This is a genomic window from Bacillus alkalicellulosilyticus (assembly GCF_002019795.1).
GTDB lineage: Bacteria > Bacillota > Bacilli > Bacillales > Bacillaceae_F > Bacillus_AO > Bacillus_AO alkalicellulosilyticum.
Genome location: NZ_KV917381.1, coordinates 677,971 through 695,070 on the forward strand (window position 1 = coordinate 677,971; position 17,100 = coordinate 695,070).

At 38.7% G+C, this 17,100-nt stretch carries 17 protein-coding genes; 10 read left to right on the forward strand and 7 right to left on the reverse strand.

The genetic code is table 11. The features are described from left to right. Both BK585_RS03330 and BK585_RS03335 read left to right on the forward strand, forming a co-directional pair. Positions 1-1,644 carry a hypothetical protein gene (locus tag BK585_RS03330; protein ID WP_078551821.1) on the forward strand — a complete coding sequence of 548 codons (1,644 nt, stop codon included), beginning with the start codon at positions 1-3 and terminating at the stop codon, positions 1,642-1,644. A gap of 36 nt (positions 1,645-1,680) precedes the next feature. Further along, complete coding sequence (locus BK585_RS03335; protein WP_078551823.1) at positions 1,681-2,010, forward strand: CHY zinc finger protein; 330 nt, start codon at positions 1,681-1,683, stop codon at positions 2,008-2,010. Between the two features lie 156 nt (positions 2,011-2,166). Here the strand turns inward: BK585_RS03335 and BK585_RS03340 are convergent, their stop codons facing one another. From BK585_RS03340 to BK585_RS03370, 7 genes are all read right to left on the reverse strand, one after another. Beyond that, positions 2,167-2,964, reverse strand: a complete 798-nt coding sequence (locus BK585_RS03340; protein ID WP_078551825.1) for an SDR family NAD(P)-dependent oxidoreductase — start codon at positions 2,962-2,964, stop codon at positions 2,167-2,169. A gap of 3 nt (positions 2,965-2,967) precedes the next feature. Beyond that, on the reverse strand, positions 2,968-3,330 hold the full coding sequence (locus BK585_RS03345; RefSeq protein ID WP_245805897.1) for a MaoC family dehydratase: 363 nt from the start codon (positions 3,328-3,330) through the stop codon (positions 2,968-2,970). A 5-nt stretch (positions 3,331-3,335) separates the two neighbouring features. Next, positions 3,336-3,770: an FAS1-like dehydratase domain-containing protein gene (locus tag BK585_RS03350; RefSeq protein WP_078551829.1), complete on the reverse strand. Its 435-nt coding sequence runs from the start codon at positions 3,768-3,770 to the stop codon at positions 3,336-3,338. 10 nt (positions 3,771-3,780) lie between these two features. Next, the gene (locus tag BK585_RS03355; protein WP_078551831.1) at positions 3,781-4,923 is read right to left on the reverse strand and encodes a thiolase family protein; all 1,143 of its coding nucleotides are present in this window, start codon (positions 4,921-4,923) and stop codon (positions 3,781-3,783) included. 2 nt (positions 4,924-4,925) lie between these two features. Next, positions 4,926-6,374: an AMP-binding protein gene (locus BK585_RS03360; RefSeq protein WP_139367485.1), complete on the reverse strand. Its 1,449-nt coding sequence runs from the start codon at positions 6,372-6,374 to the stop codon at positions 4,926-4,928. 123 nt (positions 6,375-6,497) lie between these two features. Further along, positions 6,498-7,067: a biotin transporter BioY gene (locus BK585_RS03365; protein WP_078551835.1), complete on the reverse strand. Its 570-nt coding sequence runs from the start codon at positions 7,065-7,067 to the stop codon at positions 6,498-6,500. 113 nt (positions 7,068-7,180) lie between these two features. Further along, on the reverse strand, positions 7,181-7,873 hold the full coding sequence (locus BK585_RS03370; RefSeq protein ID WP_245805773.1) for a DUF1287 domain-containing protein: 693 nt from the start codon (positions 7,871-7,873) through the stop codon (positions 7,181-7,183). Positions 7,874-8,089: 216 nt separating this feature from the next. On the opposite strand from BK585_RS03370, the gene BK585_RS03375 reads away from it, so the two are divergent. From BK585_RS03375 to BK585_RS03410, 8 genes are all read left to right on the forward strand, one after another. After that, complete coding sequence (locus BK585_RS03375) at positions 8,090-9,778, forward strand: formate--tetrahydrofolate ligase (protein ID WP_419095503.1); 1,689 nt, start codon at positions 8,090-8,092, stop codon at positions 9,776-9,778. A gap of 69 nt (positions 9,779-9,847) precedes the next feature. Continuing rightward, positions 9,848-10,627, forward strand: coding sequence for an SDR family NAD(P)-dependent oxidoreductase (locus BK585_RS03380; RefSeq protein ID WP_078551839.1), 780 nt, complete (start codon positions 9,848-9,850; stop codon positions 10,625-10,627). Between the two features lie 96 nt (positions 10,628-10,723). Further along, on the forward strand, positions 10,724-10,927 hold the full coding sequence (locus BK585_RS03385; RefSeq protein ID WP_078551840.1) for a hypothetical protein: 204 nt from the start codon (positions 10,724-10,726) through the stop codon (positions 10,925-10,927). Between the two features lie 33 nt (positions 10,928-10,960). Continuing rightward, a complete protein-coding gene (locus tag BK585_RS03390) occupies positions 10,961-12,199 on the forward strand; it encodes a GAF domain-containing sensor histidine kinase (protein WP_281248948.1) in 1,239 nt (412 codons plus the stop codon). Between the two features lie 240 nt (positions 12,200-12,439). Then, a complete protein-coding gene (locus tag BK585_RS03395; protein ID WP_078551843.1) occupies positions 12,440-13,699 on the forward strand; it encodes a glycosyltransferase in 1,260 nt (419 codons plus the stop codon). A gap of 15 nt (positions 13,700-13,714) precedes the next feature. After that, positions 13,715-14,392 carry a glycosyltransferase family 2 protein gene (locus BK585_RS03400; protein ID WP_078551844.1) on the forward strand — a complete coding sequence of 226 codons (678 nt, stop codon included), beginning with the start codon at positions 13,715-13,717 and terminating at the stop codon, positions 14,390-14,392. Between the two features lie 149 nt (positions 14,393-14,541). Next, entirely contained in the window at positions 14,542-15,426 is an 885-nt protein-coding gene (locus tag BK585_RS03405; protein WP_078551846.1) for a glycerophosphodiester phosphodiesterase, read from the forward strand. A gap of 204 nt (positions 15,427-15,630) precedes the next feature. Next, positions 15,631-16,923, forward strand: coding sequence for an alkaline phosphatase (locus BK585_RS03410; protein ID WP_078551847.1), 1,293 nt, complete (start codon positions 15,631-15,633; stop codon positions 16,921-16,923). Positions 16,924-17,100: the final 177 nt, after the last annotated feature.

A 17,100-nucleotide genomic window follows, 5' to 3' on the forward strand; every position in this document is an offset into this window, starting at 1 on the left:
ATGAATACATTTCGTTCTCTTCAGCTATTAGACCGCTTTAGTGGCTTGTTTGAAAAAGCAGGAGTTGATTATCCCATAATGAGGAGTATCCTTTACACAAAGCTTACAATGGACAAAAGACGTGTACCGACCGTTTTTAGTCAAAACAACCCAAAGAAAGACAAGAAAAAAGAAGGCAACCAATTTCTAAAATCATTGTGGATGTATGCTATTTTTGGACTGTTGCTTCTTCCGTTTTTATTTATGGGCGATAATTATCTCTTTCAAATGAGCATTGTGTTTGCTATTTTTATGTTCATTATTATGACATCAATGATTTCTGACTTTTCGGTTGTATTGTTAGATATGCGTGACAAGCCGATACTTTATACAAAGCCGATTTCGAAAAAGACGATTAGTGCTGCGAAGACAATACATATTTGTATTTACCTTTTCCTGTTAAGCATGGCAACCACGTTTATTCCAATGATAGTCGTCATTTTCCGATTCGGTTTTCTAGCATTGTTGTTGTTTTTTTTAGTCATATTGTTATTAAATTTATTTGTATTGGTGTTTACCGCTTTATTTTACATGACAATTCTAAAGTTTTTTGATGGGGAAAAACTAAAGGATATGATTAATTACGTCCAAATCATCTTATCGGTTGGGATGTTAGTCGGTTATCAATTAGTGATTCGTTCATTTGAAATTTTGAATGTCACCATTGTCTTCGAGCCTGCTTGGTGGCAATTTTTAGTTCCACCAGTATGGTATGGTGGATTGTTTGAATTGCTACTTGGAGGAGTTTGGAGTCCGTATATGATTGGATTCTCCGTCCTTGCACTCGTTGTTCCTTTTGTTGCGTTTTTCATATATGTGAAACTCATGCCGACGTTTGAACGAAGCCTTCAGAAGCTTTCCGACCATGGCAGTAAGAAACAACAAAAAGAAGGTGTGTACAGTAGGTTCATGGGATTTTTATCTTGTCGAAATAAACAAGAACTCGCCTTTTTTCGGTTTGCGACCCTAATGATGAAAAATGAAAGACAGTTTAAACTTAAAGTATATCCATCGCTAGGTTTTTCGCTTGTCATTCCTTTTTTATTTATCATTACAGAATTACAGAGAAGTACGATTGAGGAAATTGCTTCAAGTCAGATGTATTTAAATATCTATTTTATCATGCTTGTTATTCCCGCAGTTGTGATTATGATTAAATATTCGGGGAAATACAAAGGAGCTTGGATTTATAAGGCGATGCCAATCGAATCTAGTAGTTTCATTTATTCTGGCACGCTAAAAGCGTTATTGACTATGCTATTTCTTCCGCTGTTTTGTTTAATTAGCGCTGGTTTCATTTGGATTTTTTCGTGGTCAATACTCCCGCATCTTCTTACGGTATTTGTGGCTGCTTGGTTGTATGCAGCTATCTGTTTTAAGTTAGTTAATAAATCAGAGTTGCCGTTTTCGAAATCCTTTGACCTCGCTCAACAAAGTGATGGCATCATAATAATCATACTTTGGGTACCCATCGCTGTACTTGTGGGAGGTCATTTTTTAAGCACTATCCTAATTCCTAATCCTTATTATTACTTGCTAGCAGTTATAGCAGTTACTTATATTGTCTGGAAAGCACTCTTTCCCAATCGACCAGTTGCGATATAATATGTGTAAAAAGAACGAGGGGACTTACCTAAAATCATGAATAGCAAACGAATGGAAGTAAAAGGAATAGAAGTAGATGATGAAACGAGATGTGCACATTATCATACAGTCCGAGATATTATTGCACTAAAATTCAAATGCTGTGATACCTATTATCCGTGTCATAGCTGCCACGAAGAAGTAGCTGATCATCCCCCAGTACGTTGGGGAAAAGAGGAACGAGACACAAAAGCAGTTCTCTGTGGTTCGTGTGGAACAGAGCTGACGATTCAGCAATATATGACTTGCAAATCTTCCTGTCCACAATGTAAGGCTCAGTTTAATGAAGGCTGTCAAAATCATTATCACCTTTATTTTGAAGTATAAATGAGGGCACTTGATAAAGTTAGGGTTTAACTTTTCAAGTGCCCTTAGTTTTGATTGGTGCTAAATGATTTGCGAACACGAAACGGGGGCGAAGGCAGGAAAACGAGTACGCAAATCATCGTATAAACCAAACTCAAAAGGAACTCAGCTGAACTATCAATATTCTTCTATTGATAAAGGTTGAGCTTGAGGGGGTTGCCATTTTACAATCGTTGAACCGTTTACCCCGTAAATATCACCTGTTCGTTCCAGTTTTATTTCCTTGAGTAGTTTCAAAACAAAGTCCGCTACATCATCAGGCGAGCCGATATCCCAATAGGATGGGAGGGGAAGGTCATTTTCAGCAGCTTTTTGTTTGGCTTTTTCAAGATAAGGCCTTGTCATATCAGTTAACGCAGCGGGAGAGATGGCATTCACTTGAATGTTATCTACTTTAAGTTCCTTGGCAAGTGTCCAAGTCATGCCAATAAGTGCAGATTTAGCAGCACTGTAGTTTATTTGTCCTATCGTTCCTTCAAGTCCAGCTAAAGAGGTCATGTTGATGATATGGCCGCCACTATTCTGTTCTTTTACCGCATTAATAAATGGTTTTGTACAATAAAACGCACCTTTCACATGGACATCAATGACTTCAGTGAACTGTGTTTCTGTCATGTGATAAGACATCGCATCTTGGATGATTCCAGCATTGTTAATAAGGATATCGACTTGACCGAATTTTTCTAACGCTAAGTGAACGAGCGCTTTCCCCGTCTCTTGCAATTCTACGGGCATCGCTAAACCCCAAACTGAACCGCCTACAGATTGAAGCTCGCTTGTGACTTGCTTTACCCGTTGGGAATCTCGACCGTTCACGATGACACCTAAACCTTGAGAGGCAAGTTGTTTAGCGATACAATAGCCGATTCCTTTTGTAGATCCTGTTACAATCGCAACCTTTTCAACAGACTTCATTTATCATTTCCTTTCCTGAACGGTCATTTCTCCTGAAATCACTTTTACATTCACTGAATTAACTCCGTTAAAATAAATCACATTATGTACGCTTTCCCCTGTAATGGTCAAAGAATCTCCAACGAGGAGAGGGGAGTGAAATGTCGCTTTCATATTGGTTACAAATGCCCCGTCACTAAGCCAAGGATGAAGCAATTTAAGACAAAACCCCATCGAAAGCATTCCGTGAACGATGCGATTAGAAAAACCAAGTGATTTTGCAACGTCTTCGTCAAAATGAAGTGGATTCATATCGTTTGATACATTACCGTATGTCAGAACATCTTGATCCGTGATGGTTGAAATGTGAATCGGTTGTAAAGGCATGCCCACTAGTCTTCACCTTCTTCCATAATGAGAAGTGTGGAAATAGCTGAAGCAATGACTTTCTCATTAGTAGATATTATCAATTCGTGTTCCGATACTTGCATGAGTCCTGACTTCGTTTGTTTGTATGAGAATTGTTGCAATGTAATGACTGCTTGGTAGATTTGATTAGCAACAATGGGTGTAACATATGAAAACTCTTGCTTCCCATGAATGACACGTTGAGTTGCTAACCAAGGTATCTCAATATGTTGCCAAAACATCATAGGAAATGTAGCAGGTGCAGGGATATCGTCATATCCTAAATGTGTAGCAACCGCTATGTCAAAGTACTGTTCATCTTCGAGTAGAATTGCGGATGCGTAAGTAGAGACCATTTCCCTTGTCACTTTCAGTGTAAACGGTTTTGTTGTTTGCTTGAGCCATTTCTCATCTATCATCTATTTCCACCTACGATTCAATTCGTTCAAATAAAGCAGCTAAACCTAAGCCACCACCAATACCGAGTGTTGCTATTCCTCTTTGTAGGGATTGACGTTCCATTTCAGCGGATAATCGTGTCACTAATATCGATCCAGATGCCCCGTATGGATGTCCAAGGGCAAGCGCACCGCCATTTACATTCACTTTTTCAAAAGGGATGTTCAGTTGCTGAATACTTGCGATGACTTGTGAAGCAAATGCTTCATTAAACTCAACAATATCAATATCTGATACGTTTAGTTGTTGGCGCTTGAGAAGCTTTGTTACAGCTGGTACGGGTCCGATTCCAAGGTGGTTTGGGTCAACCCCGGCACTCGTGGCATCTACAAACCGCATGATTGGTTGTAATCCCAATTCAAGTGCTTTTTCGTTTGAGAGTAAAAGTACTAAAGAGGCTCCATCGTTAATTGGACAAGCGTTGCCGGCGGTTACCGTGCCTTCTTCTTTAAAAACAGGTGGCAGTTTTGCTAGCTTCTCGATACTCGTATTTTTTCTAATGCATTCATCAACAGTCATCTCTTCTACCGGAACGATTTCTTTTGCAAAATAGCCTAGTTCAAGCGCCCTAACCGCTTTTTTATGACTAGAAAGGGCATACTCATCTTGGGCTTTTCTTGTAATGCCGTAGGTGGTCGCTACATTTTCAGCAGCTACTCCCATGTCAGGATCACCGATGGCTTCAGGTGAAAAACGGGCTCTTGTAAAAAGCTTTGGTTGGTTATATAAGCTTGAAGGTTTTTCAAGCTTCCAGGGGGCGAGGCTTGTACTTTCAACTCCACCTGCGAGATAGATGTGACCGGCACCGGCCTGGATAAACCGTGCCGCTGTGATGATCGCCTCTAATCCTGACCCGCATTGGCGGTCAACAGTCACCCCTGGAACACTTTGTGGCAAACCCGCTTGTAACAAAGCTAATCGGGCAAGATTGCCACCAGGACCGACGGCATTCCCGATGATGACTTCATCAATTGTACTTGGGTTAATCTTCGTTTCTAGCAATATGGACTTAAATAGCGGAGTCAGCAACTGCTCTGGGGGGATATGCTTGAACATTCCACCGATTTTACCAATGGCTGTTCGTTTCGCTAACACTACGACGGCTTCTCTCATCATCATGCCTCCTCAATAAAAGTTCTTACTGCTTTTCGATTTATTTTCCCGCTCGTTGTATACGGAAAGGAACGGACGACAATGAATTTTTTCGGTACTTTATAAGAGGCAAGATGAGCTTTACAAAATGCAGTTAATTCTTTATCACCAACCGACCTTCCAGCTTGAAATGTAATAACAGCTGTTACGATTTCTCCCCAATACGGATCTTGTAGCCCAAGGACAATCGCTTCATCAATTTCGGGTCTCTGTAAAAGTACCATCTCCACTTCTTCAGGGAAGAGATTTAAACCGCCGCTTATGATTTTGTTATGATGGCGACCAACCAACGTAATATAACCGTCTTCATCGATCATCGCTAAATCACCTACTGTAGCCCAATCTTCAACAAATACCTTACGCGTTTCTTTGTCTAAGTTAAGATAGCCGCTAAACAATTGCTTGCTTCGGACAAATAAAGTTCCTATCTCACCATAATTTGCTTCTGAACCGTCTTCTTTTCGAATGGATACTTCTACACCAGGAAAAGCCTTTCCAACAGAATCGGGTTTATGCTGGTAGCCTATATCATCAAGGAAACTAACAAAGCTTAATTCAGAAGCCCCGTAAAACTCATATACTACCGCTTCTGGAAAATAGTGAGCGGCTTTATCTTTGGCTGCTTTATGCCATTTTGCACCAGCAGATATGATTTTTTTCAATGAAGGAAAGCTAGCAATTTCTGTTTTTTCAATAGCCGCAAACATCGTTGGGACAAGGTATAAAACCGTTATTTCCTCCATTTCAATCATTTCTAGAAGAATGGTAGCATTAAATTTTTCAGTGATATAAAGAGTTGCTCCTACATGTAAGGCATGAACAGCAGCATATAAAAAATGAGAGTGTACAAGAGGTCCAGGAGAACAGACACGGTCTTTACTCGTAATCTTGAAAGCTTCGTTACTACTAAGAAAGCTATCTTCCCAAGAGCCGTGAGAGCGCATGTAACCCTTTGGTTGCCCGGTTGTTCCTGATGTGTACCCAATGTAAAAAAGTTCCGTAGACTCAACCACATTGGGAGGAAAGCTTGTTTCTTTCGTTTGCAAAAATTGTTCAAATGCCATCTCATTAGAGCTATTTCTTATTCTTACTCCACTATGTAATAGGAGGTCGGGCTCACAATCTTGTAAGATGTCTAGTACATTTTTATCGCTTCCTTTAGGGTCAAGAGGAATGGCTATCGCACCACTTGCAGAAATCGCACAAAATAGTGTGATGAAATCAAGGTTGTTAGGAAGCATAAATGCTATTTTTTTGTTCGTCACATTTCCTAATAAGCTCGTAAGTTTTTGTTGATAGGCTACGATTGTGTCCTGTAGCTCTTGATAACTATATGTACTCCCGTCGCACTGAACGGCTAGTTTGTTAGGAGTCGTTGTGGCATGGTATTGAATACAGTCTACTATAGTCAATGAAAGCACCTCACTTATAAAAGCATTCCTATATCATCGTACCAAAACTAGAAAAGAAAAAGAACCTTGCATTGACCTTATGACTAAGGGGAGGCAAGGTTCTTTGGTAATAAATAGTGTTTATTAGGCTGCAATATTCGTATCAATAGACTCTTTTTTGATAAGAGGATAAGCTTTTTTTATTTGAAGCGCAACGATGGATGCAATAGTAACCTTAATTAAATCACCTGGAATATAGGCCAAATTTGTAATCGCAGCAGCAGCCCATGATAGTTCAGTTACAAACGATAAATACGTAATTCCGCAAGCGTATACTAAAACAATACCACCAAGTATGTTAAAAGCAATCAGCTTAACAAGGTTTAATTTATGCCAGTATTTTTCTACGAGAAAGCCGATTAAAAATGCAGCGATCGGCCAACTTAATATGTAACCAGCACCTGGACCAATAAGTACGCTAAATCCTCCACGACCACCAGCCAAAAGTGGAGCACCAAAACCAACGAGTAATACAAAGATGACTAAGCTTAAGCCACCGTATCTTGCACCAAGTACAGCACCTGCTAGCATAACTCCTAATGATTGTGCCGTTATCGGAACAGGTGAGAATGGTAGAATAATCTGTGGTAAAATTCCTAGAGCGGCTATAACGGCCACAAAAAGAGAAGCGTACATCATGTTTTGTAATTTCATGTCATCACCATTTTCTTAAAAATTAATTCTTACGTAAGTATAAGGCGAGGACATATTTATTGTCAACTTAAAAATAGAATCGGTTAACGTATTGAGTTTATCAAACTAAAAATCTAATAAATCCAACGGTAATGACCAGCAATGGGTGTTGAAAACGACGTTAATTTCACCTCCGCTGCAAAAGGCGGGTTGTTATGAATAAGGTAAGGAGTGCCATCTTTTGCTCGTTTATCGGAAACAATTCCAACATGATGATACCCGTCTAAAAAGACAACAATATCTCCTGGCTGCCATTCTTTTAAATTATCAAGGTCACCAGGGATAAGTTCGGTCGTTAACGATTCTGTGAATCTTTCAAAATATACAAACTGATTAGGAACACGCCGAAAATCAATGTTAGGATCAGGCTTTCCATCAACACGTGGATAAAGCTCAGTCTCACTTTGAATGTCTTCGTCCATAAGGTCTTTTAAATAGATTTCCGCCCCAAGTAAGCCACGCCATATAACATCTGTACAAACACCTTCATCATCAGGAGGATAACCACCGGCATAATAAGTGCTTTTATAGGTGGTCCGTTGCTCCATTTCTTTTCTAGCGGCATGAACAATATCAAGTGGGTCAGGAATTCCGTTTTCATTCCGGTCCACGGTTGAATAGGTGGCGTCAATATCAACGGCTGAGCTAAAGGGATTGCTAAAATGAAACCCAATAGAATCTAAAAGAATGCCTTGCTTATAAAAAAGACTAAAAGACACCCCGACCAATAATAGGACAGAAAGTAGACCAAAAAATAGTCGTTTCATCATTCACCTCAATTCTTTACTTTAAAGCAGGGAAATTTGAAGACTGTCAACGATGTTATTTCTATCATACAATATTGTAAACAAAAGGGAAGTACAATCATTTAAGTAACTGCCGTATTCCAAAAAAATTTGTTAAAATAAACAAATGAAGCCAACAATGGTAGCAAATAATCTGTGCAAAAAAATGAGATGGCGATAGTAGAGGAGATAGAGAAATTGAACAATCAAAAGCGTGTAAAGTCTGATATTGAAATTGCAACTGAAGCAAGGATGGAAAAAATAGATGCAATAGCACAACAGTTAGAATTGTCAGAAGATGAATGGGAGCCATACGGAAGATATAAAGCCAAGCTTTCGCTTGATGTGCTTGAACGAAGAAAAAATGAAAAAGATGGTAAGATCATTTTAGTGACATCGATAAACCCGACGGCAGCGGGAGAGGGAAAATCAACAGTAACAGTTGGACTTGGACAAGCCTTTCACAAACTCGGGAAAAAGGCTGTCGTTGCCCTAAGGGAGCCGTCGTTAGGACCGACAATGGGAGTGAAAGGTGGAGCCAGTGGTGGTGGCTATGCTCAAGTCGTGCCAATGGAAGATATTAACCTTCATTTTACGGGAGACATTCATGCCATTACAACAGCGAATAACGCGTTAGCCGCATTTATAGATAACCACATTCACCATGGCAATGAGTGTGGCATTGATTCAAGACGAATTGTTTGGAAAAGAGTAGTCGATTTAAATGACCGAGCATTACGACAAGTCATTATTGGGTTAGGAGGACCGACTCAAGGGGTACCGCGTGAGGACGGATTCAATATTACCGTCGCCTCAGAAATTATGGCCATTCTTTGCTTAGCGTCAAGTCTTGATGACTTAAGAGAACGACTTTCACGAATTGTTGTGGCTTACAATCAAAAGAAAGAACCGGTAACCGTCGCAGACTTAGGAGTGCAAGGGGCCATAACCTTATTACTTAAAGAAGCAATCAAACCGAATTTAGTACAAACTTTAGAAAATACGCCGGTCATTATTCATGGTGGTCCATTTGCAAACATAGCCCACGGATGTAATAGCATTTTAGCTACAAAAATGGCATGTAAGCTAGGTGATTATGTGATTACGGAAGCGGGGTTTGGCGCAGACCTTGGTGCTGAAAAGTTTCTTAATATTAAAGCGAGAATTGCTAATATAGAACCAGAAGCGGTTGTCATTGTAGCGACGATTCGAGCTTTAAAAATGCACGGTGGAGTGGATAAATCAAGCTTAGCCCAAGAAAATGTAGCTGCTCTTGAGCGTGGAATGGAAAACCTGGAAAAGCATATTGAAACGGTACAAGCATTCGGATTACCATTTGTTGTTGCGATCAATCGTTTTATTACTGACTCTAGTGCTGAAATTGATTTTCTAGAACAGTGGTGCCAACAGCGTCATATTTCAGTCGCCTTAACCGATGTTTGGGAAAAGGGTGGTGAAGGTGGAACGGATCTGGCAGAACAAGTCCTACAAGTCATTGATAATCAGGACAATCACTTTACATACCTTTATGAGTTAGATGAGTCGTTGGAAGCGAAAATCAATAAGATTGCGACAGTAGTGTATGGTGCCAAGGGAGTCGAGTTTAGTGCAAAGGCCAAGCAACAATTAAAAGATTTTGAGGAAGAAGGCTGGGGTTGCCTACCGGTTTGTATGGCTAAAACACAATACTCTTTTTCAGATAATCCTAATCTATTAGGAAGACCACGTGATTTTACGATTGTAATTAGAGAGCTTAAAGCATCGATAGGAGCAGGATTTATCGTTGCATTAACCGGAGATGTCATGACGATGCCGGGATTACCAAAGAACCCAGCCGCACTTAAGATGGATGTAGCTCCCGATGGAAATGCAATGGGGTTATTTTAAGGAAAACTGGTGAAAAAGCCATTGAACGTATAAACATTGGGCAAATCATATGATTTCAGGAGGGTAGTCATGAACGATACTATCGAACAATTTTATCAAAAACGCACAGTTTGTATTACAGGTGGTTCAAAGCAATTAGGCGCAAAAATGGCGATTGAATTTGCTAAAAAAGGAGCCAACCTCGTTCTATTTGACCGCTCCATAGAAGAGATGGGGAGTGCGATTGTAAGCGAAATTCAAGCGATTGGTGTTCGTGTGTTGGCTGTCAAAGGCGATGTCTCCAATGAGGAAGATGTCAACAGCATGAAAGAAAGAGCGATGGCAGAATTCGGAAGGATTGATATATTAATTCATACGGCTGGACCATGGACCAACACACCTCTAAAGGACCTCGACGTCCAAAAGTGGGATGCCATTATCAATGGAAACGTAAAAGGAGCGTATCTCACATCAAAGGTCGTCTATCCAGTGATGAAGCAACAGGGCTGGGGACGAATAATCCATATTTCTGCTGACTCTTCGTTTGTCCGAAATCAAACGGTGTATGGACTTTCAAAACAGGCCGTGAACACGCTAACAGAATCTTTAGCGCTAGAGATGGCTCCAAAGGTGACAGTTAATGCGATTGCTCCCGGTTTGTTAGAGGTAGAGGAAGTGGATAGTGTGATCCGCGAGCATGGAAAGCAGAATACACCATTAAATCGATTAGCCACTTATGAGGATGTAAGTCAAATGGCTCTGTTTATGTGTAGTCCACTCTTTGATATGGTTACAGGGAAAGTCATTGTCATGGATGGAGGGCGAACGATTGCAAGTTACCCTCATTTTCCAGAAAATTACTACGTATAAAACCCCAACAATTTTCCTATATTAGAACAATTTGAGACTTATATCGTGTATAATTAATTCCTAGAGTTTGAAATTAAGACAAGGGGGTGAATGACAATGCCCAATATGCGAAAGTTTCATTATTCGAGCCTGAAAGAGGCCGCAGACCATACGTTAGAAATGATTAGTAATCATATTAATGTAAATACGTTTTGTGTTGCGAGTAATGACCGAGTAACTAGCTTAATTTTCAGTGTGTTTCATCGTCGCGAGAAGCTATTTAAAGCCGGTACTAGTTTAGGCTTCTTGGATGCGTACTGAAGTATTATCGTTAATGCAGGGCGGGACCCTGTTATCATTCCGGATACTTCCGTTCATCCAGTAGCTAGCCAATTAGATGTGACTAACGCACTTAACATTAGTAGCTTTTTAGGTGTGCCTATTGTTTTAAAAAATGGCGAGATATTTGGGACGTTGTGTGCTATTGGAACAGAGTCATACACCTTTTCGGATAGAGAAGTTGCATTATTTGAATCAATGGCTACGTTTCTTTCATACTTTATTGAACTAGAAAATACAGAAGAGTTGTATCGGCAAGTTGTAGAACAGTCCCCAGATGGGATTATGGTAGAACAAGAAGGAAAAGTGGTCTATGCCAATCCAACGATTGCGTCTTTGTCTGGAACGCTCGAACCGATTGAATGGTATGGTAAAAAAGTATCTGATATGATTTTAGACCATGAAACGAGTCGAGAAGACTTTTTTGGAACAGGAAATATAAAAGTAAATGAACAAAAGCTTAAGAAAAAAGACGGGAATTTAGTAGATGTTGAGACCCTTGAACAGTCTCTTACATACAAAGGAAAATCAGCTTCTCAAATTATGATTAGAGATATCACAAAGAGAAGAGAGATTGAAGAATTAATAAACAAATCAGAGAAATTATCAATCACCGGACAATTAGCAGCGGGAGTAGCTCATGAAATCCGTAATCCCATTACCGCAATAAAAGGCTTCGTACAGCTGTTACAAACGTTGAATGAAGAACATGATGAGTATTATAAAATTGTCCTCTCTGAGATTGATCGAATTAATTTCATTGTTGATGAATTCCTCTATCTAGCTAAGCCAGAAAAACCAAAAATTAGTATGAATGATTGTCATGTACTTTTAAAAGAAGTTGTGACGTTATTAGATGCACAAGCGATTATGAACAATGTCGAGATTATTACGAATTGTTCGGGGCAGTTACCATTCGTAGAGTGTGAAAGCAATCAGGTGAAACAAGTGTTTGTGAACATTATAAAAAATGCGATTGAAGTTATGCCTAAAGGAGGCCATTTGTACGTTTCTACTTGGTATGATAACGATTCGGTTTCTTTTAGTTTTACAGACGAAGGTAAAGGTATACCGAAAGAACGTTTAAAGCGTTTAGGAGAACCTTTTTATACGACGAAAGAGAAAGGAACTGGACTCGGGCTCATGGTTACAAGAAAAATTATTGAGGAGCACGGGGGCGAACTCTCTTTTTCTAGTGAAGTAAATAAAGGAACGACGGTTACCGTTTCTTTACCAGTCTATAAAGATAAATAAGTGGAAGAAAGGCCTACGAAAATTAATAGATAAAATAATAGACAATGGAATTAGTTAGATTGTTTGAGGTCGGAACAAAAGGTAAAAGTAGCCTTTGTTCCGATCTTTTCTTTTGGATAAAGGTTTAATAGGTGAGATTCTCAAATTTTGCCCTTTTCTCTTTATGCCTAAAACCATAAGACTTTTTTCTCAATATAATAGCAAGGAAACCAAATGTAACGAAAGGGAGGATTCCTTGCTTTGAAAGAAGAGGTAACACATCATGTTGAAGTGATTGTTAATGAGAGTTGGAAACAGGCGTGTGACAAAATAGAAATTAGTATTGTCATGCCGTCCTATAATAAGTACCCATTAAACCTAATATCGCTGCTTTCAATTGAAAATCAAACATATGACTTTACAAAGTTTGAGGTTCTTTTGATAGATGATGCTTCTACAGATGAAACAAATAAAAAGCTAACAACCTACCAGACACCATTCCCTTTTAAATATGTACGCTTGAATAGTAATCTAGGTAGAGCCAAGGCGAGAAACCTAGGTATTACCATGGCAAAAGGTAAACTGATTATATTTTTAGATGCGGAAATGATTGTTGAACCCAACTTTATTGAACAACACGTAAGTGAACACAAAAATAACAATAAAGCTGTTGTTACAGGAGCGTGTCATTTAAAAAATGTCTATACCACGATCTATCCTCAGTTTACCAAGAAGCAATTCGCCAGTATCAAAAGATTGTCTACAAATATACCAACGTTAAAAAGAAGATATATGAATTACGTATCACTGAAGAAGTCGTTACAAGGTAGACCAGGGGTTTTATATACAAAAGAGGACATTAGAAAGAAACGATTTACGTTGATGTCTGTTGATCATCATTATTTTGCAAACGAAATTGTTGAACAGTATGGTGAAGAATTTAATGGATTTTATTTTCCGTGGATGGCTTTTCTAACAGGGAATGTTTCTTTCAGAAAGGATTTTATTAAAGAAGTTGGCATGTTTGATGAAGAGTTTGTCCTATATGGGTACGAAGATTGGGAGTTAGGTTACCGATTATATAAAGCCGGCGCAATATTCAAAGCAAAAAAGGAACTGGCAACCTACCACCAAGAGCATCCCATTTCAGAGAACAAGTGGAATGAAGCAGTAATTAACTATGATAGGTTCACGAAAAAACACCCAGATTTTGATGTTTATGTACAAGGTTTAGAAATAGCTAGAATCGTAAATTTGCATGAGATGAATAAAGTGGCAAAGGAATACAATGATTTAACAAAAAATCATCCTCACCAGTTTGAGAGTTTTAAAAAAGGATTGTGGAGAATTTTAGAAACTACAGCAATGTTATTGCGATTTGATATTGGCCATAAATTTTTATTTGAGGCAACTGGCATCGATAGTCTAGAAAGGCGTAATATCAAAAAAGATTTACAAGCCATGAAGAGATTGAAAAAATATCGTCATCTCGTTCGTTTATTTGAGAAAAAAATTCAATAAGGAAGGGGACCGTTAATGATCTCGGTGATAACTAGTACTATCAGAGATAGTTCCATTGATACTGTATTTAAAAATTTTCACAGGCAAAATTGGAAAGAAAAAGAGCTCATCATCATTTTAAACAAAGATGCGATGAATAGTGAAATGTGGTTTAGTCGTGCCCGTCAGTACGAGAATGTGTTTGTGTATCGCATTGACCAAAGAGCAACTTTAGGTCAATGTTTAAATTATGGAATTGAACGAGCAAAACACCCATATATTGCTAAGTTCGATGACGATGATTATTATGGATCAAATTATCTTAATCAGGCGCATGAAGCAATACAATTAGATGAAGAAATCGGAATCGTAGGGAAAAATGCTTATTATATCTATTTAACAAAAGAGAAGTCGCTTTTATATTTGCCGTATGATGAAAATCGTTATGTTGAATCAGTGGCTGGAGCAACCTTGTTTTTTAAGAAAAAACTTTGGGAAGAAATTCCATTTAGAATGAGGAACAAAGGTGAAGACTATTTCTTTATTATTGATACCGTTAATAAGGGATATAAAGTATATGCAACAGACAGGAAAAATTTTATAGTAATAAGAAATGAGAATAAAAATCATACTTGGCAAGACGCAATTGAGTTTTATAAAAAATGGGCAACTCCGGTTGATTTTACAGGACATTTTAGTTCTATTGTGGAATAAAGTCATAAGAGTCTGGGACATAAGTTTTTTTACCTTTTGTCCCAGCTCTTTTTAATTGGTTGAGTATATGATCAATATTATAAACAAATATAATAAAAACATATCCATTTGGCACAATAAATGGAATAAACATGATTGGGGGATTCTAAATGTTGAAATCATGGAAATATGTTGCGCTTATCATAACCGTATGTATGATGATATGGGCTGCTATACCACATCTGTTAGCTACCGCAGCTAAAACACCAAGAACAGATGGGGCGATGGACGACCATGAATTTTTGAATATTGCGCATAGAGGAGCATCAGGGTATGCCCCAGAAAATACAATACCAGCCTTTGAATTAGCGGTAAACATGGGGGCGAAATTTATTGAATTAGACTTGCAGATGACAAAAGATGGACACATCGTCGTTATGCATGATAATAAGGTTAACCGAACAACTAATGGCAAAGGCTATGTACGAAACAAAACGTTATCTGAGTTGAAACAACTAGATGCAGGATCATGGTTTAATCAAAGCAATTCATCGCTTGCGAAGGTTGAGTATATCGGGATTGAAGTACCGACATTAGAAGAAGTTTTTGAAGCGTTAGGAAAGAAAACAAAGTACTACATTGAAACGAAATCTCCTGAGGAATACCCTGGGATGGAAGAGAAGTTATTGTCGCTATTAGATAAATTCGATTTAACAAATGGACATGTTGTCATTCAATCATTTAGTAAAAAAAGTTTAAGAAACATTCATGCTCTAGAGCCTAGCATTCCATTAATACAGCTTGTCAGCCAACCGAATCTTGCTATTCAAGCGGACCGAGAATTAAAAGCGATTCGACGGTATGCTGTTGGTGTAGGTCCAAACTTTAAGAGAATGAATTCTTATTATGTAAAAAAAGCGAAAGCAAATGGTTTACTTGTTCACCCTTATACTGTCAATTCCGAAAGAGATATCTCAAAAGCGCTCAAATGGAACGTCGATGGAATTTTTTCGAATTATCCAGATCGAGTTCAAGAGATTATCGCTAGTGAGTAGAAGGCAATTTTAATGAAATAGGATGTATTTTTCAAGATATGAAAGTAATTCATGAATTATTGTCCAGTTTTCATGAATTACTTGAAAAATTCATGAATTATCGCCCAGTTTTCATGAAAAACTTGATAAATTCATGAATTATCTGCTTAGTTTCATAAATGAAATCAAAAACTACACAATAGCAAAGCATGTAGGAGGCATAGAATGACAACTAGAATACTATTGCTTGTGATTGTAATGATTTGTTCATTACCTACAGCAGGAATAGCGACTGAACGTGAAATACCTGTTAAAAATGTAATAGTAATGATACCTGATGGCTTTTCTACAGGACATGCGACAAATTATCGACTGTATAAACAAAACGGCGCTCCAGTTTGGGATGACTTGTTAGTTGGAGCGATGAGAACGAATTCGGCTGACAGTGCCGTTACTGATTCAGCTGCAGCTGCCACAGCCATGGCTACGGGAGTTAAGACAGTCAATGGAAGGATTGGAATTTCACCAAAGGGAAAGAAGTTACAAACAATCCTTGAAGTTGCAAAAGAAGAAGGGAAAGCGACAGGACTTGTCGCAACACTTACAGTAACACACGCGACTCCAGCTGCCTTTGCAGCAAAAGTAGATTCCCGCAGTCAAAAGGAAATTATCGCTCCTCAACTGATCGACAACGTCGATGTTCTATTGGGAGGCGGTAAAACACATTTTCTTCCTATTGCTAATGGGGGAATCCAACAAAACCGTAATGTAATTAATGAGGCAAAAAAAGCGGGGTTTACATTTGTTGATAAGAAGGAAGAGCTTCTAACAACGGATGCCACCAAATTGTTAGGGTTATTTTCAGATGAAGAACTTGCACCTGAGTTTGAAAGAGAAACACAAGAGCAACCGAGCTTATCCGAAATGACAGAAGTTGCTCTCTCAGCTTTACAACAAAACGAGGAAGGTTTCTTTTTAATGGTGGAAGGAAGCCAAATTGATTGGGCTGGGCATGATAATGACGCAGCATGGGCAATGAAAGAAATTGAAGCATTTGAAGAAGCGGTAATGAAGGCTCTTGATTTTGCTAAAACCGACGGCAATACATTAGTGATTATCGTATCAGACCATGACAATGGGGGGATGTCTGTTGGGGCAGATGGAAGGTACGCCTCTAATATTAAGATGTTACGTGATGTGAAAGCAACAGGAGAGTTTATGGCAGAACAGTTATCAAAAAATCATGAAAATGCAAAAGTCGTTCTTGAAACGTATGCGAATGTAAAACTAACAAATACTGAATATAGTCAGATTGTTAACGCTTCTGATCCTACAGATGAAATTAATGCGATTCTAAGTGAGAGAGCGATAGTTGGTTGGACAAGTACTGTACATACAGGAGAAGATGTGCCGTTATACGCATTCGGTCCTAAGGCTAATCTATTCTCTGGCAATATCGACAACACTGACCTTCCAAAGATAATAGCAAGAGCGATGGGGATGTCATTTGAACGATAAAAGATACGAGGAAGAAGAAGTGTCCTGTAACGGGAAAACTCCAAAAGGACACTTTTTTTCTTAAATAAGAAAGTATAAAAAATTCTGGGGTCAATCACTGAAGAGCGATGGCTTTGCTCACTGCGCGTACTTTACTAAGAAAGGCGCTTAGTAAAGTACTTTTTCAAAAGAGGGCAG